Below are 22,999 nucleotides of genomic sequence, written 5' to 3' on the forward strand. Positions count from 1 at the left end.
CAGTGCGTCAGTCCGTCAGTCCGTCAGCCCGTCAGCCCGTCAGCGCATCAGTGCATCAGTGCATCAGTGCATCAGTGCGTCAGCGCGCCAGCGCGTCAGCCGATATCGACGTCGTCCCTTCCGTCGCCCTGCAGCGCGAGTGCCGCGTTGATCAACCCGACCTGCGCGAGCGTAAACGGGAAATTTCCGCACAGGCGCCGCGCGTTCACGTCGTATTCCTCGGCCAGCAGCCCGACGTCGTTGCGCAGGCTCAGCAGCCGCTCGAACAGCGCGAGCGCATCGTCGTCGCGGCCCTGCATCCGGTACACCTGCACCAGCCAGAAACCGGCGGTGACGAACGCGCCTTCGTCGCCTTCGCAGCCGTCGTTGAAAGGCTGCGGCCGATAGCGGAACGGCAGCCCGTCCTCCAGCAATTCCCGCTCGATCGCGGCAACCGTGCCGACCACGCGCGGATCGCACGCGTCGAGCATGCCCGTCAGCGGAATCAGCAGCAGGCTCACGTCGAGCCCGTCGCCGTCGTAGCGCTCGACGAACCGGCCGAGTTGCTCGTGGTAGCCGCGTGTGCACACGTCGTCGCGAATCGCATCGGCCCAGCGCTGCCATACGTCGAGCGGCGCGTGATGACCGAACGCGCGCGCCGAGCGGCATGCGCTTTCGACCGCCGCCCAGACCATCACCTTCGACGACGTGAACAGGTGCCGGCCGCTGCGCACTTCCCAGATCCCTTCGTCGGGGTCGCGCCAGACCGTCGCGAGATGCTCGATGAGCCGCCGCTCGAGCATCCACGCGTCGTCGTCGGGCGGCAAGCCGTGGCGGCGCGCATGGTACAGCGCACCCAGCACCTCGCCGTACACGTCGAGCTGCAGTTGCAGGGCCGCCGCGTTGCCGAAGCGCACCGGTTGCGCGCCTTCGTAGCCGGCCAGATGCGGCGCAGTCCATTCCGCCGCGCGACGGCCGCCGTCGGCTGCATACAGCACCTGCAATTGCGACGGATGGTCGGCGATCGCGCGCACCAGCCAGTCGCGCCAGCGCGCGGCCTCTTCACGGTACCCGCAGCGCACCAGCGCGCGCAGCGTGAAACTCGCGTCGCGCAGCCAGCAGAAGCGGTAATCCCAGTTGCGCTCGCCGCCGAAACGTTCGGGTAACGAAGTGGTGGGCGCCGCGACGATGCCGCCGGTGCGCAGGCTCGACAGCAGCTTCACCGTGATCAGCGCGCGCTCGATCGCGTCGCGATACGGCCCCTCCGCCGTGTTGCACGTCACCCAGCCGCGCCAGAACGACTGCGTGTCGCGCACCGACGCGTAGGCGTCCGGCACGACCGGCGGCCGGTCGTACGAACGCGCGTAGCTGATCGCGAAATCCACGCGCTCACCCGCCGTGATCCGCTGCGCGCCGACGAGCCGGTCTTCCTGCACGTCGAGCTGCATCTCGGTATCGAGCCACATCGCATCGCCGCCCGTCATCATCCGCCAGCGCCGGCCGAACGGACGGCACCACGGCAGCGCGTGGCCGTAGTCGAAGCGCACGCCGAGATCGACGTCGATCTCGACCGTGCCGCGCTCGCCGCGCACGCTGCGGACCAGGCACGGATCGGCCGTATTCCAGCTCATCCAGTCGAGGATCACGATGCAGCCCGACGACGTTTCGAAAGTCGTTTCGAGAATCGCGGTGCCGGGCAGATAGCGGCGCACCGCGCGTGCATGCGCGTCGCGCGGCGCAATGCGGAAGCGGCCGTTGTCGGGCGTGCCGATGAGTGCGGCGAAGCATGGCGGCGAGTCGAAGTCCGGCCAGCACAGCCAGTCGATGCTGCCGTCGCGCGCGACGAGCGCGGCACTGCGGCCGTCGCCGATCAGCGCGTAGTCCTCGATCCGCATCGCGCTCACCGGTCCAGCTTGCGCGCGGCGACGAAGCCCGCCGCGAGCACCGCGAAGACCGCCGCGAACGCAAGCGCGCGCGACGCGCCAAGGCCCGCTTCGGCGCCGGTGCGGCGCGCTTCGGCGGTGAACGCGCCGCGCGTCGCATGGCCGGCCGGCACCGTATGCCACAGATTCGATTCGCGCGGCCCGGCCGGCGTCGCGCGTTGCTGGCCGCGCACGGCCGTCAGCGCGAGATAGCGGTCGAAGCAGCCGGGCGCGAACGCGTTCGCCGCGATCGCGGCGAGCGACGACCAGCCGACCCAGCGCTCGCGGCACGGACGACGCGCGGCCTGCACGATCGCGTCGGCCGCCACTTCCGGCGCATAGACGGGCGCGACCGGGCGCGGCGCATTCGGCAACGTGGATTGGGCCCAGTCGAACTGCGGCGTGTCGATCGCCGGCAGTTGCACCATCGTCACGCGCACGCGGCTGTGCGCATGCAGCAGCTCGCAGCGCAGCGCGTCGGTGAAGCCGCGGATCGCATGCTTCGCGCCGCAGTACGCCGACTGCAGCGGGATCGATCGATACGCGAGCGCGGAGCCGACCTGGACGATCGTGCCGCGATTGCGCGGCGCCATCCGCGCGAGCGCCGCACGCGTACCGTACACGCAGCCCAGGTAGGTGACCTCGGTCACGCGTGCATAGTCTTCCGGCGAAATTTCGTCGAATGGCGCGAACACCGTCACCATCGCATTGTTGACCCATACGTCGAGCGGGCCGAGTTCGTTCTCGATGCGTTCGGCGGCCGCATCGAGCGCGGCGGCATCGCTGACGTCCACGGCGATCGGCAGCGCGTCGACGCCATACGCGCGCACTTCGGACGCGGTGTCGTCCAGCGCGCGCGGATCGCGTGCGAGCAGCGCGACATTCGCGCCGAGCCGCGCAAACGCGTGCGCGGTCGCGCGGCCGACGCCGGCGCTCGCACCGGTGATCGCGACGGTCTTCACGGTCGATTCCTCCCGCTGTTTCAGAGTGGCCCGCACGCCGAGGGCTGCTTGCGCATTGCGTGCCGGAACGCGATCGGCGTAGCAAGCGGCATGCCGCGCGGCGGGCGGGCCTTGCAATCCGGGCGCCCGCGGTAAACGGTCGCCCAATTTACAAGCCGGCTGTAACGCGCCGGACGTTGCGCCCGCAATCTCCGAGCCATGCGCAAACGCGCCGCGCGCACGGAAATTGCTGCGCCGCGAACGGTTTGTGGTCATGCCGTCGAATTCGGCAAGGAGTCGCGTTGCCCGTTCCGCCGTTCACCCAAGCGCGCCGTATCGCGTGCATCGCTTCCGTCGCAAGCCTCGCAGCGCCGGCGGTCGCGCGTGCGGCCGGTGAACTGGGGAAAGCCACCGCCGGGCCCGCTGGACCGCTGCCACTCGCGTACGTCGCGCATGCGGCCGGCCCCGCCGCGCGGCCGGTGTTCGTGCTCGGCTGGGCGCTCGTCGCACTGTGCACGTTCGTGTGCATCGCGATCGCAGTGTTGCTGCTGATCGCGATATTTCGCCGCCGCACGCAGGCAGGCGGTGCGCCGCGCAGCGGGCTGGCGATCGTGACGGTCGGCTCCGCGATCTCGATCGTGCTGTTGTTAGCCGCGCTCGTGTACATGCTGCGCGTGCTCGGCGTGGTCGCTGCGCCGCCGCGCCCACCGGCGCTGACGATCGTCGTGACGGCACACGACTGGTGGTGGGACGTCCGCTATCCGGACGACGCGGGCGGCGCCGCGTTCGTCACCGCCAACGAGATCCACATCCCGGTGGGCGAGCCCATCGCGATCGACCTGAACAGCGCCGACGTAATCCATGCATTCTGGGTCCCACAACTGGCCGGCAAAACGCAGACGATTCCCGGCCAGACCAACCATCAATGGCTGCAAGCCGACCGGCCCGGCGTCTATCGCGGACAGTGCTCGCAATACTGCGGCGCGCAGCACGCACACATGGCGTTCGAGGTCGTGGCCGAGCCGCCCGACGCGTTTCGCGCGTGGCTCGCCGCGCAGCGGCAGCCGGCGCCCGCCCCCGCGGCCGGCGCCGAGCAGCGCGGCCGGCACGTGTTCGCCACGCGCTGCGCGGGCTGTCACGCGGTGCGCGGCACCGACGCGGCGGGCGACGCGGGCCCCGACCTGTCGCATCTCGGATCGCGCCGGCTGCTCGCGGCCGGCACGCTCGACAACACGCCCGAGAACCTGCGGCGCTGGATCGCGCACGCGCAGCAAATCAAGCCGCAGACGCTGATGCCGTCGTTCGCACTCGCGCCGCGCGACGCGGACGATCTCGCGGCCTATCTCGCGACGCTGCATTGAACGGAGGATCACGAATGGCCGTTGCCCACGACACGCCCGCCGCGCCCACCGCGCTCAGCCGCGTGCCAGACCTCGGCGACGCGCCGCCGGGCTCCGCGCACGAGCGCGCGCTCGCCGCGCTGTGGGAATCGGAACCCGGCTGGCGCGGCTGGCTCGGCACGGTCGATCACAAGCGCATCGGGCTGCGCTACATCGTCACCGCCTTCGCGTTCCTGCTGCTCGGCGGCGTCGAGGCGCTCGTGATGCGCATCCAGCTCGCGCGGCCGAACGCGACGGTGCTCACGCCCGCGCAGTACGACGCGCTGTTCACGATGCACGGCGTCACGATGATCTTCCTGTACGCGCTGCCGGTGCTGTCCGGCTTCGCGAACTATCTGTGGCCGCTGATGCTCGGCTCGCGCGACATGGCGTTCCCGCGGCTCAATGCGTTCTCGTACTGGGTGTTCCTGTTCGCCGGGCTGTTCCTGTATGCGAGCTTTCCGCTCGGCGCGGTGCCCGACGGCGGCTGGTTCAACTACGTGCCGCTCACGTCGCTCGACTACAGCGCCGGCGCGAACATCGACATCTATGCGCTCGGGATGATCCTGCTCGGCATCTCGACGACCGGCGGCGCGGCGAACTTCGTCGTCACGCTGCTGCGCATGCGCGCACACGGGATGTCGATCGACCGGCTGCCGATCATCGTATGGGGCACGCTGACCGCATCCGTCGCGAACCTCGTCGCGGTGCCGTCGGTGAGCCTCGCGTTCCTGCTGCTGTGGCTCGACCGCAATGCCGGCACGCACTTCTTCGACGTCGCGAACGGCGGCCGGCCGCTGCTGTGGCAGCACCTGTTCTGGATGTTCGCGCACCCGTGGGTGTACGTGGTCGTGCTGCCCGCGATGGGCATCGTGTCGGATGCGCTGCCGACCTTCTGCCGGCGGCCGCTCGTCGCGTACGAGGCGGTCGCGGTGTCGACGGTCGCGACGATGCTGATCGGTTTCGAGGTGTGGGTCCACCACATGTTCGCGACCGGCATCGCGCCGCTCGCGCTCGCGTTCTTCGGCGCGGCGAGCATGCTGATCTCGATCCCGAGCGCGGTCGCGGTGTTCGCGTGGCTCGCGACGATCTGGACCGGCCGCCCGGTGTTCCGCACGCCGTTCCTATATTTCGCGGGCTTCGTGCTGATGTTCGTGGTCGGCGGCGTGTCCGGCGTGATGACGGCCGCGGTGCCGCTCGACTGGCAGTTGACCGACACGTATTTCGTCGTCGCGCACCTGCATTACGTGCTGCTCGGCATCAACGTGTTCCCGGTGCTCGGCGGCGTCACGTACTGGTTCCCGAAGTTCACCGGGCGGATGATGAACGAGCGATTCGGACGCCTGACGTTCTGGGTCGTGCTGGTCGGCTTCAACCTCGGCTTCTTCCCGATGCACGTCGCCGGGCTGCTCGGGATGCCCCGCCGCATCTACACCTATCCGTCCGGGATGGGCTGGGACACGTCGAACCTGCTGACCACGATCGGCTCGTTCATCTTCGGCATCGGCATCGTGATGTTCGTCGTCAACGCGCTCGTCAGCGCGCGGCGCGGTGCGCGTGCCAGCGAAAATCCGTGGGGCGGCGCCGGGCTCGAATGGTCGGTCGCGTCGCCCACGCCCGTGTACAACTTCGCGGTGCTGCCGCTCGTCGGCTCGCGGCATCCGCTGTGGGAAACCCGCGACGATCCGAAGCGCACCAGCCTGCGGGTCGGCTACCGGCTCGCCGACGGCCGCGAGGCGCTCGCCGTCACGCCGCTCGCGGCGGCGCCGAGCGCGATCCTGAAGATGCCGGAGGACACCTGCGTGCCGTTCGTGCTGGCGTTGCTTGCCACGGCGGTGTTCGCGGCGATGCTGGCGCGCTCGCCGACGCTCGTCTGCGTGGCCGTCGCCGGGTGCGCGATCGCGACCGCCGCCTGGCTGTGGCCGCGCGGCACGCTCGGGCAGCGCGCGCACCTGCCGACCCGCGATGACACGCAGGCGCCGTCGGCCGCCGCCGGCGCGCATCCGGACGAACCGTCGTCGGCCACGGCGCCGGCAGGCGCGCCGGCCGCGTGCGTCGAACCGCTGCCCGTCGGCAGTTGCGGCGAACGCGCGGGCGGCTGGTGGGGTGTCATCACGCTGATCGTGACCGAGGCCGGCCTGTTCGGCTACCTGCTGTTCTGCTACTTCTATCTGCAGTCGCAATCATCCGCGCCGTGGCCGCCCGAAGGGATGCCGAAGATCGGCCTCGCGGCCGGCAACACGGTCGTGCTGCTGTCGAGCAGCGTGTTCGTGTGGCTCGCCGAGCGCGCGGTGCGGGCCGACAAGCGGCCGCGCGCGGTGGCCGCGCTCGCCGTCGCGCTGGTGCTCGGCATCGCGTTCGCGCTGGTTCAGCTGCACGAGTGGCGCGACCATCCGTATGGCCCGACCGTACATCTGTACGGCAGCCTGTACTTCACAATCACCGGCTTTCACCTCGCGCACGTGGTGGCCGGGCTCGTGATCCTCGCGCTGCTCGCCGGCTGGACGGCCGCCGGCTTCTTCAGCGGTGAGCGGCGCGTCGCGCTGACGGTCGGCGGGCTCTACTGGCACTTCGTCGACATCGTGTGGCTGTTCATCTTCACCGCGCTGTACCTGTCGCCGTACTGGCTCAGGAGGTCGGGATGAACGGCGCGCGACGCTCGTGGACGCCCCTGCTCGCGATCGCGGCCGGCCTGATCGGCGCGCCCGCGCTGTGGTTCGCGCAGATGCTCGCGTCCGAGACGCTTGCGTCGACCGCGTGCTATCCGCTCGGCGTCGCGCAGGCCGTGCCGCGCTGGGCGCACGTGGGCGTGTGGCTCGCGCTGATCGCAGCGGGCGCATTCGCGCTGGCGGCGGCGTTCGCCACCTGGCTCGTGCGCACGTGGCAACGCAGGCATGACGCCAACGTTCAGGCCGCGACGCGCGACGACAGCACGCGATTCCTCGCGCGCTGCGGGATGCTCGCCGCGCTGGGGTTCGTGATCGGTCTCGTGTTCACGGGCATCGTGTCGGCTTTCGTGGGGCCGTGCAGTCCATGGCGCTGATCTCGTTCGCTTCGTTCCGCTTTCCCGAGCGTGCGATCAGCGTCGCACTCGCCGTACTCGCCGCTTGCGTCGCGCTCGCCGCGTGCGACATGCAGCAGGACGACCATCGTGCGTCCGCCGGCGATACGGCCGACGCCGCGTCGGCGACGGAAGCGCCCGAGCCCGCGTCGGGCTGGCGCTTCGTGCGGATCGGTGCGTCGGCGGCCGATGCCGGCGCGTCGATGTCGGCTCGCGTGAAAGAGGATCGGAGGCTTTCCGGGGCGCCTGTCGTGGCGGCGTCGGCTGCGTCGTCGTCATCGGCGGCGTCGTCGGCTGCGTCGGCTGTGTCGGCTGTGTCGACCCCCACGCCCGCCGCGCCACCGGATTCGGCATCGGCCAAGGCGGCTCGGCGCCCGACGGTCGCCGCTGCCGCCGCGAACGCCGACGCCGCGTCGATCGCGCGCGGCCGCTACCTCGCGCTTGCCGGCGACTGCGCGGCCTGTCACGACGCGGCCGATCACACGCCGTACGCGGGCGGCCAACCGGTGAATTCGCCATTCGGGCCGATCTATGCGCCGAACATCACGCCGGATCCGGCGCACGGAATCGGCCACTACACGCTGCAGCAGTTCGACGACGCCTTGCGGCGCGGCGTGCGCGCGGATGGCAGCCGGCTGTATCCGGCGATGCCCTACCCGTCGTTCGCGCGGATGACCGACGCCGACGTGCGCGCGCTCTATGCGTATTTCATGCGCGGCGTCGCGCCGTCCGCGAACGCGGCAAAGCTGACGCGGCTGCCGTTTCCGTTCAACCAGCGCTGGGCGCTCGGGCTATGGAGTCTCGTATTCGCGAACCGCGACCGGTTCGTGCCGCAACCGTCGCAATCGGCCGAGTGGAATCGCGGCGCGTATCTGGTGCAGGGGCTCGGCCACTGCGGCGCGTGCCATACGCCGCGCGGGCCGGCCTATAACGAGCGCGGCTACGACGAGCGCAGCCCGGCATTCCTGACCGGCGGCATCAACGATCACTGGTTCGCGCCGAACCTGACCGGCGCGGACACGGACGGCCTCGGCCGCTGGACGATCGACGAGCTCGCCGCCTTTCTGCGCAGCGGCCATGCGGTACGCGGCGCGGTGTTCGGCGCGATGGCGCCGGTCGTCGAAGAGAGCACCGCGCTGCTCAGCGACGACGATCGTCGCGCGATCGCCGTCTACCTGAAATCGTTGCCCGCGCAACCGACTGCCGCGACGAACCCGCTGGGCGTCGGCGTCCCGCGACTGACGGCCGCCGGGCCGCGGCCGGAAGGCGGTCAGCAGGCGCCGGGCGCCGGCGTGTATGCGGGGTTCTGCGCACGCTGTCACGGCGCGGACGGCGCCGGCGTGCGCGATCACGGCCCGCCGCTCGCGGGCAATACGGCTGTGCTCGCGGCCGATCCGACGAGTGCGATCCGGATCGTCGTCGAAGGCGCGCGGCCGGCGCCCGGCACGAACGGCCCCGTGCAGCGGATGCCCGCGATGCGCGGCGCGCTGACGAGCAGCGAAATCGCGGCGGTGGTCAGCTACGTGCGCGGCGCGTGGGGCAATCGCGCCGCGCCGGTGTCGGAGCAGGAGGTGAGGCGGTTGCGGGCGGCGATTCATCGATGACGGACATCGGCCGCATTCCGACGAAGTCACTACCGCATCGCCACCGCCTCCGATCCCTGCACCTGCCACCCACCACCGAGCGCCTTGAACGCGGCGACCGCCGCGCGTGCGGATTCGGTCTGCGCCTGCACGCGCTGGTCGGACGCGCGCAGCAGGTTTTCATCGGCCTGCAGCACTTCGATCAGGCTGACGACCCCTTTCTGGTACGCCGCAAACGACGCGGCTCTCGCTCGCCCAAGCGAATCCACGCCGCCGCCAAGAACTGCCGCCTGTTCGTCGCGCTTGACGAGCGCCGAGAACGCGTTTTCGACGTCCTCGGTCGCGTGCAGCGCCGCGAGCCGATACGCGGCCAGCATTTCGGCATCCTGTCCTTTGGCCTGCGCGATCTGCGCATTGATCCGGCCGAAGTCGAACAGCCGCCAGCGCAGCCCGAGCACGCCCGCAGCCTGGTTCGCGCCGCCGGTAAACAGGTTGCCCGCGCCCATCGTCGTCGTGCTGCCGATCAGTCCGCGCAGCGAGAACTTCGGGTAATACTCGGCGACGGCCACGCCGATGCGCGCGTTCGCCGCCGCCACGCGCCGCTCGGCCACGATCAGGTCGGGCCGCCGCCTGAGCAGTTCACCGGGCGTTCCCGTCGCCGCGATCCGCGGCGCGACCGGCACGTCGCCGCCGTCGAGCAATTCCGCCCGATGCGTGCCGGGCTGCGAACCGAGCATCACGTCGAGCGCGTTCATCGCCGTGTCCAGCGCCGCTTCGAGCACGGGCACCGTCGCGCGAACCTGCGCGAGCGCGCCTTCGGCCTGCCTGACCTGAAGCTCCGCCGCGAGACCCTTGCCATACAGCAGGCTGATGGTCGACAGCAGATCCTGCTCGGTCTGCACCTGGTGCCGCGCGACCTTCAGCCGGCCCTGCAACCCGCGAATCGTGATGTAGATGTCCGCGGTTTGCGCGGCGACGGCAAGGCGCGTCGCCACCGCGCCGGCTTCCGACGCCTGGTAGTCGGCGAGCGCCGCTTCGCGGCCGCGGCGCAACCCGCCGAACACGTCCAGTTCCCAGCTCGCGTTGAAGTCGGCCTCATAGTCGCTGCCGTGACGATCGAAACCCGGCGCCGAGTTCAGCACACGCCCCAACGGCGTTTCGACCGACTGGTAGACGCGCGCCGCCTGACCACTCACCTCGCCCGAAGGCAGCAGCGCCGCATTCGCCGCACTCAGCCCTGCGCGCGCTAGTGCGACGCGTGCCGCGGCCTGCGCGAGATCGAGGTTCTGCGCCAGGGCCAGCGTGACGTAGCGCGTCAGTTGCCGATCGCCGAACCCCATCCACCACGTCGCGAGGTCGGCATCGGCGGCCGCGTGCCGCTGGTCCACGGCGGCCTGGCCCAGGAACCGCTGCGGCATCGCGACGTCCGGGCGCACGTAGTCGGGACCGACGGCGCAACCCGTCAACAGGACGGCAACAAGAACCGCGGCAACGACGGGTTTGGGTAGCATGACGGTTTTCGCAAGAATTCGATAGTGACTATAATACCAAATAGTCACTCGTTGTCCATCCTGTCGGCTGCAGCCCATGAAAAAAACCGCTTCTTCCCCGGCCCCCGCGCGGGGGCCGGCCGACCACGACGTCCGGGACCAGATCGTCGTCGCCGCCACCGAGCACTTCAGCCGGTACGGTTATGAAAAGACGACCGTGTCCGATCTCGCGAAGGCGATCGGCTTCTCGAAGGCCTATATCTACAAGTTCTTCGAATCGAAACAGGCGATCGGCGAAATGATCTGCGCGAACTGCCTGCACGAGATCGAGACCGAGGTGCGCGCGGCCGTCGCCGAGGCCGAACTCCCCACCGAGAAGCTGCGGCGGATGTTCAAGGTCTTTACCGAAGCGAGCCTGCGGCTGTTCTTCCGCGACCGCAAGCTGTACGACATCGCCGCGTCGGCTGCCACCGGGAACTGGCAGTCGGTGCAGGCCTATGAAGCGCGCGTGCAGAAACTGCTGCAGGACGTGCTGCAGGCAGGCCGCCAAAACGGCGAGTTCGAGCGCAAGACGCCGCTGGACGAAACCGCGATGGCGATCTACCTGGTGATGCGCCCGTACCTGAATCCCCTGCTGCTGCAATACAACCTCGACACGACCGACGCCGCGCCCGCGCAGTTGTCGAACCTCGTTCTGCGCAGCCTGGCCCCGTGATACGTCACCTTTTGTGACCATTGACTATTTTAGTCACTAGATCCACAATGAAAGCCCCGAACACTTCGTCACTGGGTCTTTCATGGTCAGGCGTCGCATCGCTCTCCTCGCAGTCGCTTCCGCACTGCCGCTCGCGCTAGCCGCGTGCAGCGGAAAAGCGCCTTCCGATCCGCGCACGGAAGCGCCGCTCGTGCGTACCGCCGTCGTGCAGGCGGCCGTTCCCGCGTCCCGCGCGTTTACCGGCACCGTCGCCGCCCGCGTGCAGAGCGACCTCGGGTTCCGGGTGTCCGGCAAGGTGCAGGAGCGGCTCGTCGACGCCGGTCAAACCGTCCGGCGCGGCCAGCCGCTGATGCGGCTCGACCCCGTCGACCTGAAGCTCGCGGCCCGCGCACGCGACGAGGCCGTGGCCGCCGCGCGGGCCCGCGCGCGGCAGACCGCCGAGGATGAAGCCCGCTACCGCGACCTGCGCGGCACCGGAGCGATATCGGCATCGGCCTATGACCAGATCAAGGCGGCGGCCGATGCCGCCAAGGCGCAACTGAGTGCCGCCGAGGCCGACGCGAACGTGTCGCGCAATGCGACGGGCTATGCGGAACTCGTCGCGGACGGCGACGGCGTCGTGATGGAAACCCTCGCCGAGCCCGGTCAGGTGGTCAGCGCGGGCCAGCCGGTGGTGCGGCTCGCGCACGCCGGCAGCCGCGAGGCCGTGATCCAGTTGCCCGAAACCCTGCGCCCGGCGATCGGGTCGAGCGCGCAGGCGGAGCTGTTCGGCAAGCAGGACGCGAGCGTTCCCGCGACGCTGCGCCAGCTCTCCGATACTGCGGATGCCAGAACCCGCACATTCGAAGCGCGCTATGTGCTGCAGGGTGCATTGGCCGGCGCACCGCTGGGTGCGACCGTGACGATCCGGATCGCGGACGGCGCACCGCCAGCCGGCCTGCAGGTGCCGATCGGCGCGCTGCTGGACGCCGGCAAGGGGCCCGGCGTGTGGGTCGTCGCCGGCGATCCGGCGAAGGTGGCGTGGCGGCCGGTCAAGCTCGAGCATCTGGACGACGACAGCGCCCGCGTGTCCGGCACGCTGAAGCAAGGCGAGCGCGTCGTCGCACTCGGCGCCCACTTGCTGCGCGAAGGCGAAACGGTCCGCGTGTCGCCGCAGGCCATCGCGGTCGCAAGCGAAGGAGCACGGCCGTGAGCGAGCGCCGCTTCAACCTGTCGGCGCTCGCCGTGCGCGAGCGCGCGGTCACGCTGTTCCTGATCTGCCTGATTTCGCTCGCCGGGCTCGTGTCGTTCTTCAAGCTGGGCCGCGCGGAAGACCCGGCCTTCACGGTCAAGGTGATGACCATCGTCACCGCGTGGCCCGGCGCGACCGCGCAGGAAATGCACGACCAGGTCGCCGAAAAGATCGAAAAGCGCATGCAGGAGCTGCGCTGGTACGACCGCACCGAAACCTACACGCGCCCCGGCCTCGCCTTCACGACGCTGACGTTGCTCGACAGCACGCCGCCGTCCGAGGTGCAGGAGCAGTTCTATCAGGCGCGCAAGAAGATCGGCGACGTGGCGAACGATCTTCCGTCGGGCGTGATCGGCCCGATGGTCAACGACGAATATGCGGACGTCACGTTCGCCCTCTTCGCGCTGAAGGCCAAGGGCGAGCCGCAGCGCCTGCTGGTGCGCGACGCGGAGACGCTGCGCCAGCGGCTGCTGCACGTGCCCGGCGTGAAGAAGGTCGACATCATCGGCGAGCAGGCGGAGCGCATCTATATCCAGCTGTCGCACGACCGGCTCGCGACGCTCGGCGTGAGCCCGCAGGACGTGTTCGCCGCGCTCAACGGCCAAAACGCGCTGACGCCGGCCGGCTCCGTCGAGACGCGCGGCCCGGAGATCTTCATTCGCGTGGACGGCGCGTTCGACAAGCTGCAGAAGATTCGCGACACGCCGATCGTCGCGCAAGGTCGCACGCTGAAGCTGTCGGACATCGCCACCGTCGAGCGGGGTTACGAAGACCCGTCGACGTTCCTGATCCGCAACAACGGCGAACCCGCGCTGCTGCTGGGCATCGTGATGCGCGACGGCTGGAACGGGCTCGACCTCGGCAAGGCCCTCGACCACGAGGTCGGCGCGATCAATAGCGGGCTGCCGCTCGGCATGAGCCTGACCAAGGTGACCGACCAGTCCGTGAACATCAGCTCCGCCGTCGACGAGTTCATGGTCAAGTTCTTCGCCGCGCTGCTCGTGGTGATGCTGGTGAGCTTCGTCAGCATGGGCTGGCGCGTGGGCCTCGTCGTCGCCGCGGCCGTGCCGCTGACGCTCGCCGTGGTGTTCGTCGTGATGGCCGCGACCGGCAAGAACTTCGACCGCATCACGCTCGGCTCGCTGATCCTCGCGCTCGGCCTGCTGGTCGACGACGCGATCATCGCGATCGAGATGATGGTCGTGAAGATGGAGGAAGGCTACGACCGCGTGGCCGCGTCGGCCTACGCGTGGAGCCATACGGCCGCGCCGATGCTGGCCGGTACGCTGGTGACCGCGGTCGGCTTCATGCCGAACGGCTTCGCGCGCTCCTCCGCGGGCGAATACACCAGCAACATGTTCTGGATCGTCGGGATCGCGCTGATCGCGTCGTGGGTCATCGCGGTGGCCTTCACGCCGTACCTCGGCGTGAAGATGCTGCCGGACTTCAAGAAGTTCGAGGGCGGTCACGATGCGATCTACGACACGCCCCGCTACAACCGCTTCCGCCAGCTGCTGACGCGCGTGATCGCCCGCAAATGGCTGGTCGCCGGTTCGGTCGTCGGCCTGTTCGTGCTCGCGATTCTCGGCATGGCGATCGTCAAGAAGCAGTTTTTCCCCATCTCCGATCGCCCCGAGGTGCTGATCGAGGTGCAGATGCCGTACGGCACGTCGATTTCGCAGACCAGCGCCACCACGTCGAAGGTCGAGGCATGGCTCGCCAGACAGAAGGAAGCGAGGATCGTCACCGCGTACGTCGGCCAGGGTGCGCCGCGTTTCTATCTGGCGATGGGGCCGGAGCTGCCCGATCCGTCGTTCGCGAAGATCGTGGTGCGCACCGACAGCCAGGAGGAACGTGAGGCATTGAAGGCGCGACTGCGAAAAGTCATCGCCGACGGCCTCGCGCCCGAAGCGCGCGTGCGCGTCACGCAACTCGTGTTCGGTCCGTATTCGCCGTTCCCGGTGGCCTACCGGATCACGGGCCCCGATCCGGACACGCTGCGCGGTATCGCAACCGACGTCCAGCGCGTGATGACCGGCAGCCCGATGATGCGCACGGTCAATGCCGACTGGGGCACGCGCGCGCCGACGATGCATTTCACGTTGCAGCAGGATCGCCTGCAGGCGGTCGGATTGACGTCGGGCGCGGTCGCGCAGCAGCTGCAGTTCCTGCTCACCGGTGTGCCCGTCACGGCGGTGCGCGAGGATATCCGAACCGTGCAGGTAATCGCGCGTTCGGGCGGCGATACGCGGCTCGACCCGGCGCGGCTCGACGACTTCACGCTCGTCGGCGCGAACGGCCAGCACATTCCGCTGTCGCAGGTCGGCAAGGTCGACGTGCGCATGGAGGAGCCGATCATGCGCTGGCGCGATCGCGTGCCGACCGTCACGGTGCGCGGCGACATCGCCGACGGCTTGCAGCCGCCCGACGTATCGGCCGCGATCACGAAGGCGCTGCAACCGATCGCCGACAAGCTGCCGAGCGGTTATCGAATCGAGCAGGCCGGCTCCATCGAGGAATCGGGCAAGGCGACCGCGGCGATGCTGCCGCTGTTCCCGATCATGCTCGCGATCACGCTCGTCATCATCATCTTCCAGGTGCGCTCGATCTCCGCGATGGTGATGGTGTTCCTGACGAGCCCGCTCGGGTTGATCGGCGTAGTGCCGACGCTGATCCTGTTCGGGCAGCCGTTCGGCATCAACGCGCTGGTCGGGCTCATTGCGCTGTCGGGGATCCTGATGCGCAACACGCTGATCCTGATCGGGCAGATCCACCAGAACGAACTCTCGGGGCTGGACCCGTTCCATGCGGTCGTCGAAGCGACCGTGCAGCGGGCCCGCCCGGTCATCCTGACCGCGATGGCCGCCGTGCTCGCGTTCATTCCGCTCACCCATTCGGTGTTCTGGGGAACGCTTGCATACACGCTGATCGGCGGCACGTTCGCCGGCACGGTCCTCACGCTGGTGTTCCTGCCGGCGATGTATGCGATCTGGTATCGAATCCGGCCCGGCCATGCCGCCGGTTCACGCCGTGGCGAACACGAAGCGTCGCTTCCCGAACCTACCCTTGCACCCGCCCTCGACGTGCGCGATTGATACCCACCCCGTTCATCGTATCGAAGGAAACAGCCATGTCGAATCCCACCGTTGTCGTCGTGACCGGCGTGTCGTCGGGCATCGGGCGCGCCGCCGCCGAGAAGTTCGCGAAGCGCGGGTGTCGCGTGTTCGGTTACAGCACCGCCACCGCCTTGATCTCGACGATATAGCCCGGCGAACCGCCCAGCATGTGCGCACCGACCGCCGTCCACGCCGGCCGCGGATGCGCATGGAAATAGCGGTCGCGCACCTGCATGAACAGCGGCAGGTCGCGCATGTCGGTGTGGAAGGTCGTCAGGTCGACCACGTCGTCGAGCGAAGCGCCGCCGGCCTCCAGCACGCGCTTCAGGTTCTCGAACGCCTGCACGATCTGCGCTTCGCGGTCTTCCACCAGTTGCATCGCAGCGTCACGGCCGATCTGGCCGGACACGTAGACGGTATCGCCGACCTTGATCGCCGGTGCATAGCCGATTTTTTCGTACACGGCCTCCATTCCGGCCGGAATGATCGCTTCGCGTTCGCGCATGAGTGTCTCCGTGGCCGGGCTCGCGGCGCCGGCCGATTAGGTGAGTGTCGGATAGCGTGCCCGCAGGGCTGCGCAGCGTGCCCGCAGGGCTGCGCAGCGTGCCCGCAGGGCTGCGCAGCGTGCACGCGTGAAGCGTCGGTTAGGTATGCGATGCACCGCTCAACCCGTATCGCCGCCCGCGACCGGCAGCACCGTGCCGGTGATGTAGCTCGCCTCGTCGGACGCGAGGAACAGGATCGGCGCGATCTGTTCGTCGAGGCTGCCGTAGCGCTTGAAGAACGTCGAGTCGGTCACCTGCCGCACCGCTTCGGCCATCCACGCCTGTTCCTGCTCGCTGTCGCCGGCCGCATTGCGCGGCACGCGGCGCGGCGGCGCCGCGGTGCCGCCGGGCGCGGTCGCGACCACGCGGATGCCATGCTCCGCGTATTCCATCGCGAGCGCCGCCGTCAGCGCATTGACGCCGCCCTTCGCGGCCGAGTACGGCACGCGACGAATTCCGCGCGTCGCGTTCGACGACACGTTGACGATCGTGCCGCCGCCCCCGGCCAGCAGATGCGGCAGCACCGCGTGGCAGCTGTAGAGCGTCGGCATCAGCGAGCGACGGATTTCCGCGTCGATCTGCGCGGGCTCGAACTCGGCGAACGGCCGCATCCGGATCGCGCCGCCCACGCCGTTGATCAGCACGTCGATCCGGCCGAACGTCGCGACCGCGCACGCCATCGCCGCGTGCGCGCCGTCGTAGGTTTCTAGATCGGCGACGAAGCCGGCCGTATTGCCGCCCGGCGCTTCGGCGGCCACCTCGGCCACGAATTCCGCGCGATCGACGAACAGCACGCGGCCGCCCTCGGCCGCCGCGCGCAGCGCGACGCCGCGACCGATGCCCTGCGCCGCGCCGGTGACGACGACGACCTTTCCGGAGAATCGTTGCATGGTCATGCCGCCTTTGCCGTCGTCACGTTCGGGGTGAACTTCTCGTAGTGGAAGCTGTTGGGCTTCACGCCCTGGTCGTCGAAGTACTGGCGCACCGCATCGACCATCGGCGGCGGCCCGCACAGGTAGACGTCCACGTCGCCGTCGTTCAACGCATCGGCCGGAATGTGCTGCGTGACCCAGCCCTTGCGCGCATGGTTCGACGCCGCATCGGCGACGACGGTCGCAAAGCTGAAGTTGGGCAGCTTCGCCGCATACGCTTCGATCGCGTCGACCAGCACCAGGTCGAGATCGCGCGTCACGCCGTAGATCAGGTGCACCTTCTGCTGCGAGCCGCTGCGCGCGAGCGCCTCCAGCATCGACAGGAACGGCGCGAGGCCCGTGCCGCCCGCGAGGAACAGCAGCGGCCGCGCGACGTCGCGCAGGTAGAAGCTGCCCAGCGGCCCGTTCAGCTCGAGCGTGTCGCCGGGCGCCGCCGATTCGAGCCACGTGCTCATCACGCCGCCGGGAATCTTCTTGATCAGGAATCCGATCTTCGTGTCGCCCGGCGCGGACGAGAACGAGTACGACCGGTGCTGGCCACTGCCCGGCACGCCGATGTTCACGTACTGGCCCGGCAGGAACGCCGGCGCGGCCGCGTCGACGTCGAGCTCGAGCACGATCGCCGCGTCGTTGTGCGGCTCGACCCGCGTCACCGTCGCGGCAAACGCGCTGTGGCCGGTCTTGCACGCGACCGACGAGGTCGGCACCGCGATCACGCAATCGCTTTGCGGCACCATCTGGCACGTCAGCACGAGGCCGCCGTCCTTCTCGTCCTCGGTGAGCGCGTCGTCGATGTAGTCGTCGCCGAGATCGTAGCTGCCGCTTTCCGCGCGGCACTTGCAGGTGCCGCACACGCCGTCGGAGCAGTCCATCGGCAGGTTGATCTTCGCGCGAAACGCGGCGTCGAGCACCTTCTCGCCGGTCTTGCAGTCGATGAAGCGGGTGACCCCGTCCTCGAAGTTCAGTGCAATCTTGTAGGTGGACATGACCTCGTCTCCCTCGGTTACTGTCGAAACAATCGGCGTCAGACGTGATACACGTCGAGCACCTGCCGGATATAGTCGTTCTTCAGCACGATCTTCTTGTGCGAGATCAGCAGCGCGTCGTTCACCTTGCGCAGCGTGACGAACATCGTGCCGAAGTAGTGATCGGTCACGCGGTAGCGATGGTTGAGCGTGTCGAAGTTGTAGCGCACGTCCACCTCGCCGTCGCGCTCGGCCAGCACCTCGACGTTCGTCACGTTGTGGCTGGTGCGCGGCTCGGGTGTCGACGCGCCGCTGCGCTCGGTCTTGATCCGGAACACGCGATCCTCGAGGCCGCCGCGATCCGCGTAGTACATCAGCGAGATCTCGCTTTGCGGATCGTCGGTCGGCCGGTCGTCGTCGTCCCACGCGGGCATCCAGTACGTGACGTCCTCCGTGTAGCAGGTCAGCCACTCGTCCCACTCGCGATCGTCGAGCAGGCGCGCTTCGCGATACAGCGCCGCGCAAATGGTCCGGTAATCGATGTTCATGCCGCCACCTCCGCGCGTTCCTTCTTCAGTGCATCGCGCATCACGTGCACCCAGTGTTCGTGCTGGCACACGAACAGCCCTTCGTCCTCGCTGCGCTCGCCCGAAATGCGCGGGTTCAGCCCCATCTTCTTCGCGTTCTCGTCCGGCCCGTGGACCCACAGCGGCGCGCCGCGCGACAGGTCGTTCCACATCGCCGTGATGCCCGCGTAGCCGGCCTGGCATGCGCGGAATTCCTCGAGATCGTCGGCCGTGCCCATCCCGGTCACGTTGAAGAAATCCTCGTACTGGCGGATCCGCGTCGTGCGGTCGGCTTCGCTCTCGCCCTTCGGCGCGAAGCAGAAGATGCTGACTTCGGTCTTGTCGACGCCGAGCGGACGCACCACGCGGATCTGCGTGCTGAACTGGTCCATCAGGAACACGTTCGGGTACACGCACAGGTTGCGCGTCTGGTTCACGATGAAGTCGGCCTGCGCCGCGCCCACGCGCGCCTCGATCTCGTCGCGGTGCTGGTACACCGGCCGCACTTCCGGGTTCATCGTCTTGGTCCACAACAGGATGTGGCCGTTGTCGAAGCCGTACACGCCCGCGACCGACTTGCTCCAGCTGTTCGCATCGACGGCCTTGGTGCCGTCTTCCTTGCGGCGGCCCATCGTCGCCGCGTAGTTCCAGTGCACGGTGCTCACGTGATAGCCGTCGCAGCCGTTCTCCATCTGCATCTTCCAGTTGCCTTCGTAGATGTAGGAGGAGTTGCCGCGCAGCACCTCGAGGCCGTTCGGCGCCTGGTCGACGATCTGGTCGATGATCACGCGCGCCTCGCCGAGGTAGTCCTCGAGCGGCAGCACGTCGTCGCTGAGGCTGCCGAACAGGAAGCCGCGATAGCTCTGGAAGCGCGCGACCTTCTTCAGGTCGTGCGAGCCGTGCGTATTGAACTGCACCGGATACTCGGTCGTCTTCTCGTCCTTCACCTTCAGCAGCTTGCCGGTGTTCGAGAAGGTCCAGCCGTGGAACGGGCACGTGAAGCTGCCCTTGTTGCCGTGCTTGCGGCGGCACAGCATCGCACCCTTGTGCGCGCAGGCATTGATCACCGCGTGCAGCTCGCCGGCCTTGTCGCGCGTGATGACGACCGGCTGGCGGCCGATCCACGTCGTGTAGTAATCGTTGTTGTTCGGGATCTGGCTCTCGTGCGCGAGGTACACCCAGTTGCGCTCGAAGATGTGCTTCATCTCGAGCGCGTACAGCGCCTCGTTCGTGAAGATATCGCGGCGGCAGCGGAACACGCCGGCTTCCTTGTCGTCCTGCACGGCGGTGGCGAGCAGGTGGTCCAGTTCGGTGGTGGGGTCGATCGTGGCGGACATGTTGGTTCCTCCTGTGCGCGTGCCGGGTCCTGCAAGCACGCTCGCATCGGTATCGATTGAATCTCGCGGGAGCCCGGCCGGCGGCGGCGCATGCGCGCCGCCGCGCCGTCGGGCGGTTATGCCGTGGCGGAAGCGCGCAGGCGTTCGACGATCTGGTTGTCCTTGCCCTCGACGCGCGGCGTCAGGACGAAGTTGAACTCGATGTCCTGGTACGCGTCGGCCTTCAGCCCGAGCGCGGCGCCGCCGGTCTTGGTCGTCACGGGCGGAATCAGCTCCTCGCGCGTCGCATACGCGAAGTCATCCCAGATCAGCGGGTCGCCGTCGATATTGAACTGCGTCGTCAGCTTGCGGTGACCGTCGCTGGTCACGAAGAAGTGCACGTGCGCCGGGCGGTTGCCGTGACGGCCGAGACGATCCAGCAGCTGCTGCGTCGCGCCCTGCGGCGGGCAGCCGTAGCCGACCGGCATCAGCGTGCGGAATTCGTACTTGCCGTCCGCGCCCGTCTTCACCGCGCCGCGCAGGTTGAAATCGCTCTGCTTGCCAGTCGGGTCGAAGTGCGAATAGAAGCCGTGCGAGTTCGCGTGCCAGCACTCGACCAGCGCGCCGGCCACCGGCTTGCCGTCGAGCCCCGTGACCGTGCCGTGGATCACGAGCGGGCCCGCGCCTTCGTCCGCGTCGAGGTCGATCTTCGCTACACCTTCGCGCACCGGCGCGCCGGCAACGTACAGCGGGCCTTCGATCGTGCGCGGCGTGCCGCCGTCCAGGCCGATCGCCTCGTCCTCGGCGTCCATCCGGATGTCGAGATACTTCTCGAGGCCGAGGCCGGCCGCGAGCAGCGCCGCTTCGCCGTCCTGGCCGAGCTTGTTCAGGTAGTTCACGCCGGCCCACACTTCGTCGGGCGTGATGTCGAGATCGTCGATCGCCTTGAACAGGTCGCCGAGCAGCCGGTGGACGATCTGCTGCGTGCGCGCGTCGCCAGCCTGCGTGCCGTTCGTGCCATTCGCACCCGCGTTCGACGCGGCCTTCAGCAGATCCTGCACTTCCTTCGTATCGAAAACTTTGACGCTCATGATGGTGTCTCCACGTGTATTTGGGGGAATCGTGACCCGGGGTGCTCGCTGTCGGAGAACGAGCGGCTCCGTGGCTCAAACGTCGTCGTGTATCGACGACGGGTGGCGACACAACGGCGTCACCGAAATCTTCATGTACGGGAACAGCGGCAGGCCAGTCAGGATGTCGTGCAGCTCGGCGTTGCCCGACACGTCGAACACGCTGTAGTTCGCGTATTCGCCGGCGATGCGCCAGATGTGGCGCCACTTGCCGCTGCGCTGCAGCGCCTGCGAGTACGCCTTCTCGCGGGCCTTGATCTCGTCGGCGACCGCTGCCGGCAGATCGGCCGGCAGGTTGACGTCCATGCGTACGTGGAAAAGCATCGTGATGTCCTGATACGTAATCGGTTAGCGCGGGTTAGCGGGAAACTTTCGTCAGCCCGTCGCGGGTGAAGCGCGCGACCTTCGCCTCGTCGAGTTCGATGCCGAGGCCGGGGCCGCTCGGCACGGTCAATTCGAAACCGCTGTAGTCGAGCGGGGTCGTGAGGATTTCTTCGGTGATCAGTAGCGGTCCGAACAATTCGGTGCCCCACTGCAGGTTCGCGAAGCTCGCGAACAGATGCGCGGACGCGACCGTGCTGAACGCGCCTTCGAGCATCGTGCCGCCGTACAGCTCGATGCCGGCCGCATCCGCGATCGCCGCGACGCGCTGCGCGGCAAAGAGGCCGCCGCTCTGCTCGATCTTGATCGCGAACACGTCCGCGCCGTGCTGCTTCGCGATCTCGAACGCGCTGTCGGGGCCCTGCAGGATTTCATCGGCCATCAGCGCGACCGGGAAGCGGCGCATCAGCCGCGCGAGCGCCGCGGCCGACGCCACCGGCTGCTCGACCAGTTCGCAACCGGCATCGGCCAGCGCGGGAATCGCGCGCGCCGCCTGCGTTTCGCTCCACGCCATGTTCACGTCGACGCGCACCGACGCGCGCTCGCCGAGCGCCCGCTTGATCTCGGCCACGTGCCGGATGTCGTCGGCGAGCGCCTTCGCGCCGATCTTCAGCTTGAACACGTTGTGGCGGCGCAGGTCGAGCATCCGCTCGGCTTCGGCGATATCGGTCGCCGTGTTGCCCGATGCGAGCGTCCACGCGACCGGCAGGCGATCACGCCGGCGACCGCCGAGCAGCTCGCTGACCGGTACGCCCAGGCGCTTGCCGTGCGCGTCGAGCAGCGCGGTTTCGAGCGCGCTCTTCGCGAAGTGATTGACCTTCGCGAGCTTGCCGAGGAACGCCATCAGCGTCTGGATGCGCGTCGCGTCCCGGCCGATGATCGCCGGCGCGAGGTACGCGTCGATCGCGAGCTTCATCGCTTCGGGGCTTTCCGGGCCGTAGGCCATCCCGGCGATCGTCGTGCCTTCGCCGAGGCCCGTCACGCCATCGCTGCAGAGCACCTTCACCAGCATCAGCGTCTGGCCGTGCATGGTGGCGACCGACAGCTTGTGCGGACGGATCGTCGGCAGGTCGACGAGGCGGGTTTCAATGCGTTCGATGGTGATCGGGGACATGGAGTGCGCTGCGTGTGGGGAGTTCATGGAACGGATTTATACGCGGCGGCGAAATGGAGCGTCCAATACTTTTGGGCGCGGTTTTTGATACCTGGTGGGTATTGAAATTGGGTTTTGAGCTCGGAATATTGTGGGGCGCTATACCTTTTCTGCTGGGTATGTGGGTTGGGAGGCTTGCTGGAGCTTGGTCGCGCGTGGTCGAGGTATCGCTTGGGCCGAGGCGCGACGCGGCTACTTTCGGCAGTGGGAAAAACGGCTGAAACGGGTGGCCTGCCTGAGTCGATCAGGGTTTTCCTGAGGGCAAAACGGTGGGGTTGCCCGGCGGGCTTCGGCGTCGATTTCTGTGAATGACGGGAGGGGGGATCGACGCTCGTTGGTGATGGTCCTTCTGTCAGACGCTGATGGTGGCTAGGGGCCAGAAGCAGCCGGTCGCCTTTACTCGTGACGCGCTGGTCGATCGGCGGTTACGCATCCGAAAACACGGTGAACGCGCAATAGCATCAAATCGGCCGCCATGAGAAATGCGCTGCTATGAGGCACGGTAGCCCGGCTGAGGAGGAGGTATCCGGAATTTAGTGTGTGAGGCGGGTTGAGATTCAGACTCCGATGTTGAATCGTTCCGGGTAAAGCAGC

At 68.3% G+C, this 22,999-nt stretch carries 18 protein-coding genes and 1 pseudogene; 8 read left to right on the top strand and 11 right to left on the bottom strand.

All coding sequences use genetic code 11. From position 1 onward, the window contains the following. Positions 1-95: 95 nt before the first annotated feature. Complete coding sequence (locus tag SB771_RS27240) at positions 96-1,874, bottom strand: glycoside hydrolase family 15 protein (protein WP_175661249.1); 1,779 nt, start codon at positions 1,872-1,874, stop codon at positions 96-98. Positions 1,875-1,879: 5 nt separating this feature from the next. Then, positions 1,880-2,863: an SDR family oxidoreductase gene (locus SB771_RS27245; protein WP_126224907.1), complete on the bottom strand. Its 984-nt coding sequence runs from the start codon at positions 2,861-2,863 to the stop codon at positions 1,880-1,882. A 281-nt stretch (positions 2,864-3,144) separates the two neighbouring features. Here SB771_RS27245 and coxB point away from each other — a divergent pair, with 281 nt between their 5' ends. Genes coxB through SB771_RS27265 form a run of 4 tightly spaced genes read left to right on the top strand, consistent with a single transcriptional unit; the run spans position 3,145 to position 8,886 of the window. Continuing rightward, positions 3,145-4,203 (top strand): cytochrome c oxidase subunit II, encoded by a 1,059-nt coding sequence (gene coxB / locus SB771_RS27250; RefSeq protein WP_175661248.1) that lies wholly within the window; start codon positions 3,145-3,147, stop codon positions 4,201-4,203. 14 nt (positions 4,204-4,217) lie between these two features. Continuing rightward, entirely contained in the window at positions 4,218-6,866 is a 2,649-nt protein-coding gene (gene ctaD, locus SB771_RS27255; RefSeq protein WP_175661247.1) for a cytochrome c oxidase subunit I, read from the top strand. Beyond that, positions 6,863-7,264 carry a cytochrome C oxidase subunit I gene (locus tag SB771_RS27260; protein WP_126224911.1) on the top strand — a complete coding sequence of 134 codons (402 nt, stop codon included), beginning with the start codon at positions 6,863-6,865 and terminating at the stop codon, positions 7,262-7,264. The genes ctaD and SB771_RS27260 overlap by 4 nt, the downstream gene beginning before the upstream one ends. Then, a complete protein-coding gene (locus SB771_RS27265) occupies positions 7,255-8,886 on the top strand; it encodes a c-type cytochrome (RefSeq protein WP_175661246.1) in 1,632 nt (543 codons plus the stop codon). Before SB771_RS27260 ends, SB771_RS27265 begins: the two co-directional genes overlap by 10 nt. Before the next feature lie 29 nt (positions 8,887-8,915). Here SB771_RS27265 and SB771_RS27270 read toward each other — a convergent pair whose 3' ends face one another. Further along, a complete protein-coding gene (locus SB771_RS27270; RefSeq protein ID WP_410721826.1) occupies positions 8,916-10,376 on the bottom strand; it encodes an efflux transporter outer membrane subunit in 1,461 nt (486 codons plus the stop codon). Between the two features lie 76 nt (positions 10,377-10,452). Here SB771_RS27270 and SB771_RS27275 point away from each other — a divergent pair, with 76 nt between their 5' ends. From SB771_RS27275 to SB771_RS27290, 4 genes and pseudogenes are all read left to right on the top strand, one after another. Next, positions 10,453-11,070, top strand: coding sequence for a TetR/AcrR family transcriptional regulator (locus SB771_RS27275; protein ID WP_006753846.1), 618 nt, complete (start codon positions 10,453-10,455; stop codon positions 11,068-11,070). Between the two features lie 82 nt (positions 11,071-11,152). Further along, positions 11,153-12,262 carry an efflux RND transporter periplasmic adaptor subunit gene (locus tag SB771_RS27280; protein WP_175661244.1) on the top strand — a complete coding sequence of 370 codons (1,110 nt, stop codon included), beginning with the start codon at positions 11,153-11,155 and terminating at the stop codon, positions 12,260-12,262. Further along, positions 12,259-15,396 carry an efflux RND transporter permease subunit gene (locus SB771_RS27285; protein WP_175661243.1) on the top strand — a complete coding sequence of 1,046 codons (3,138 nt, stop codon included), beginning with the start codon at positions 12,259-12,261 and terminating at the stop codon, positions 15,394-15,396. Before SB771_RS27280 ends, SB771_RS27285 begins: the two co-directional genes overlap by 4 nt. Before the next feature lie 35 nt (positions 15,397-15,431). Beyond that, positions 15,432-15,530: pseudogene (locus tag SB771_RS27290) on the top strand (SDR family NAD(P)-dependent oxidoreductase); the annotation flags it as partial. Here the strand turns inward: SB771_RS27290 and SB771_RS27295 are convergent. The 8 genes from SB771_RS27295 to SB771_RS27330 all read right to left on the bottom strand — a co-directional run bounded on the left by SB771_RS27295 (position 15,530) and on the right by SB771_RS27330 (position 22,366). Continuing rightward, positions 15,530-15,922, bottom strand: a complete 393-nt coding sequence (locus SB771_RS27295; protein WP_105830637.1) for a RidA family protein — start codon at positions 15,920-15,922, stop codon at positions 15,530-15,532. The pseudogene SB771_RS27290 and the gene SB771_RS27295 sit on opposite strands and share 1 nt — an antisense overlap. Positions 15,923-16,081: 159 nt before the next feature. Further along, positions 16,082-16,858, bottom strand: coding sequence for a benzoate diol dehydrogenase BenD (gene benD, locus SB771_RS27300; protein WP_166723857.1), 777 nt, complete (start codon positions 16,856-16,858; stop codon positions 16,082-16,084). Continuing rightward, positions 16,855-17,880 (bottom strand): benzoate 1,2-dioxygenase electron transfer component BenC, encoded by a 1,026-nt coding sequence (gene benC, locus SB771_RS27305; protein WP_175661242.1) that lies wholly within the window; start codon positions 17,878-17,880, stop codon positions 16,855-16,857. Before benC ends, benD begins: the two co-directional genes overlap by 4 nt. A 38-nt stretch (positions 17,881-17,918) precedes the next feature. Continuing rightward, positions 17,919-18,407: a benzoate 1,2-dioxygenase small subunit gene (gene benB / locus SB771_RS27310; RefSeq protein ID WP_006753839.1), complete on the bottom strand. Its 489-nt coding sequence runs from the start codon at positions 18,405-18,407 to the stop codon at positions 17,919-17,921. Further along, the gene (locus SB771_RS27315; protein ID WP_175661241.1) at positions 18,404-19,762 is read right to left on the bottom strand and encodes a Rieske 2Fe-2S domain-containing protein; all 1,359 of its coding nucleotides are present in this window, start codon (positions 19,760-19,762) and stop codon (positions 18,404-18,406) included. The genes benB and SB771_RS27315 overlap by 4 nt, the downstream gene beginning before the upstream one ends. Before the next feature lie 116 nt (positions 19,763-19,878). Continuing rightward, positions 19,879-20,832: a catechol 1,2-dioxygenase gene (gene catA / locus SB771_RS27320; protein ID WP_175661240.1), complete on the bottom strand. Its 954-nt coding sequence runs from the start codon at positions 20,830-20,832 to the stop codon at positions 19,879-19,881. Between the two features lie 75 nt (positions 20,833-20,907). Continuing rightward, the gene (gene catC, locus SB771_RS27325; RefSeq protein ID WP_175661239.1) at positions 20,908-21,195 is read right to left on the bottom strand and encodes a muconolactone Delta-isomerase; all 288 of its coding nucleotides are present in this window, start codon (positions 21,193-21,195) and stop codon (positions 20,908-20,910) included. Between the two features lie 34 nt (positions 21,196-21,229). Then, positions 21,230-22,366: a muconate/chloromuconate family cycloisomerase gene (locus SB771_RS27330; RefSeq protein ID WP_175661238.1), complete on the bottom strand. Its 1,137-nt coding sequence runs from the start codon at positions 22,364-22,366 to the stop codon at positions 21,230-21,232. Positions 22,367-22,999: the final 633 nt, after the last annotated feature.

The sequence above is a fragment of the Burkholderia sp. SIMBA_051 genome (assembly GCF_046534915.1).
Classification (GTDB): Bacteria; Pseudomonadota; Gammaproteobacteria; order Burkholderiales; family Burkholderiaceae; genus Burkholderia; species Burkholderia ambifaria.

Excerpts from the sequence above, each read along its gene's own strand:
- SB771_RS27240 (WP_175661249.1), bottom strand. The coding sequence starts at position 1,874 with ATGCGGATCGAGGACTACGCGCTGATCGGCGACGGCCGCAGTGCCGCG.
- ctaD (WP_175661247.1), top strand. The coding sequence starts at position 4,218 with ATGGCCGTTGCCCACGACACGCCCGCCGCGCCCACCGCGCTCAGCCGC.
- SB771_RS27260 (WP_126224911.1), top strand. The coding sequence starts at position 6,863 with ATGAACGGCGCGCGACGCTCGTGGACGCCCCTGCTCGCGATCGCGGCC.
- SB771_RS27265 (WP_175661246.1), top strand. The coding sequence starts at position 7,255 with ATGGCGCTGATCTCGTTCGCTTCGTTCCGCTTTCCCGAGCGTGCGATC.
- SB771_RS27270 (WP_410721826.1), bottom strand. The coding sequence starts at position 10,376 with ATGCTACCCAAACCCGTCGTTGCCGCGGTTCTTGTTGCCGTCCTGTTG.
- SB771_RS27275 (WP_006753846.1), top strand. The coding sequence starts at position 10,453 with ATGAAAAAAACCGCTTCTTCCCCGGCCCCCGCGCGGGGGCCGGCCGAC.
- SB771_RS27280 (WP_175661244.1), top strand. The coding sequence starts at position 11,153 with ATGGTCAGGCGTCGCATCGCTCTCCTCGCAGTCGCTTCCGCACTGCCG.
- SB771_RS27295 (WP_105830637.1), bottom strand. The coding sequence starts at position 15,922 with ATGCGCGAACGCGAAGCGATCATTCCGGCCGGAATGGAGGCCGTGTAC.
- benD (WP_166723857.1), bottom strand. The coding sequence starts at position 16,858 with ATGACCATGCAACGATTCTCCGGAAAGGTCGTCGTCGTCACCGGCGCG.
- benC (WP_175661242.1), bottom strand. The coding sequence starts at position 17,880 with ATGTCCACCTACAAGATTGCACTGAACTTCGAGGACGGGGTCACCCGC.
- benB (WP_006753839.1), bottom strand. The coding sequence starts at position 18,407 with ATGAACATCGATTACCGGACCATTTGCGCGGCGCTGTATCGCGAAGCG.
- SB771_RS27315 (WP_175661241.1), bottom strand. The coding sequence starts at position 19,762 with ATGTCCGCCACGATCGACCCCACCACCGAACTGGACCACCTGCTCGCC.
- catA (WP_175661240.1), bottom strand. The coding sequence starts at position 20,832 with ATGAGCGTCAAAGTTTTCGATACGAAGGAAGTGCAGGATCTGCTGAAG.
- catC (WP_175661239.1), bottom strand. The coding sequence starts at position 21,195 with ATGCTTTTCCACGTACGCATGGACGTCAACCTGCCGGCCGATCTGCCG.
- SB771_RS27330 (WP_175661238.1), bottom strand. The coding sequence starts at position 22,366 with ATGTCCCCGATCACCATCGAACGCATTGAAACCCGCCTCGTCGACCTG.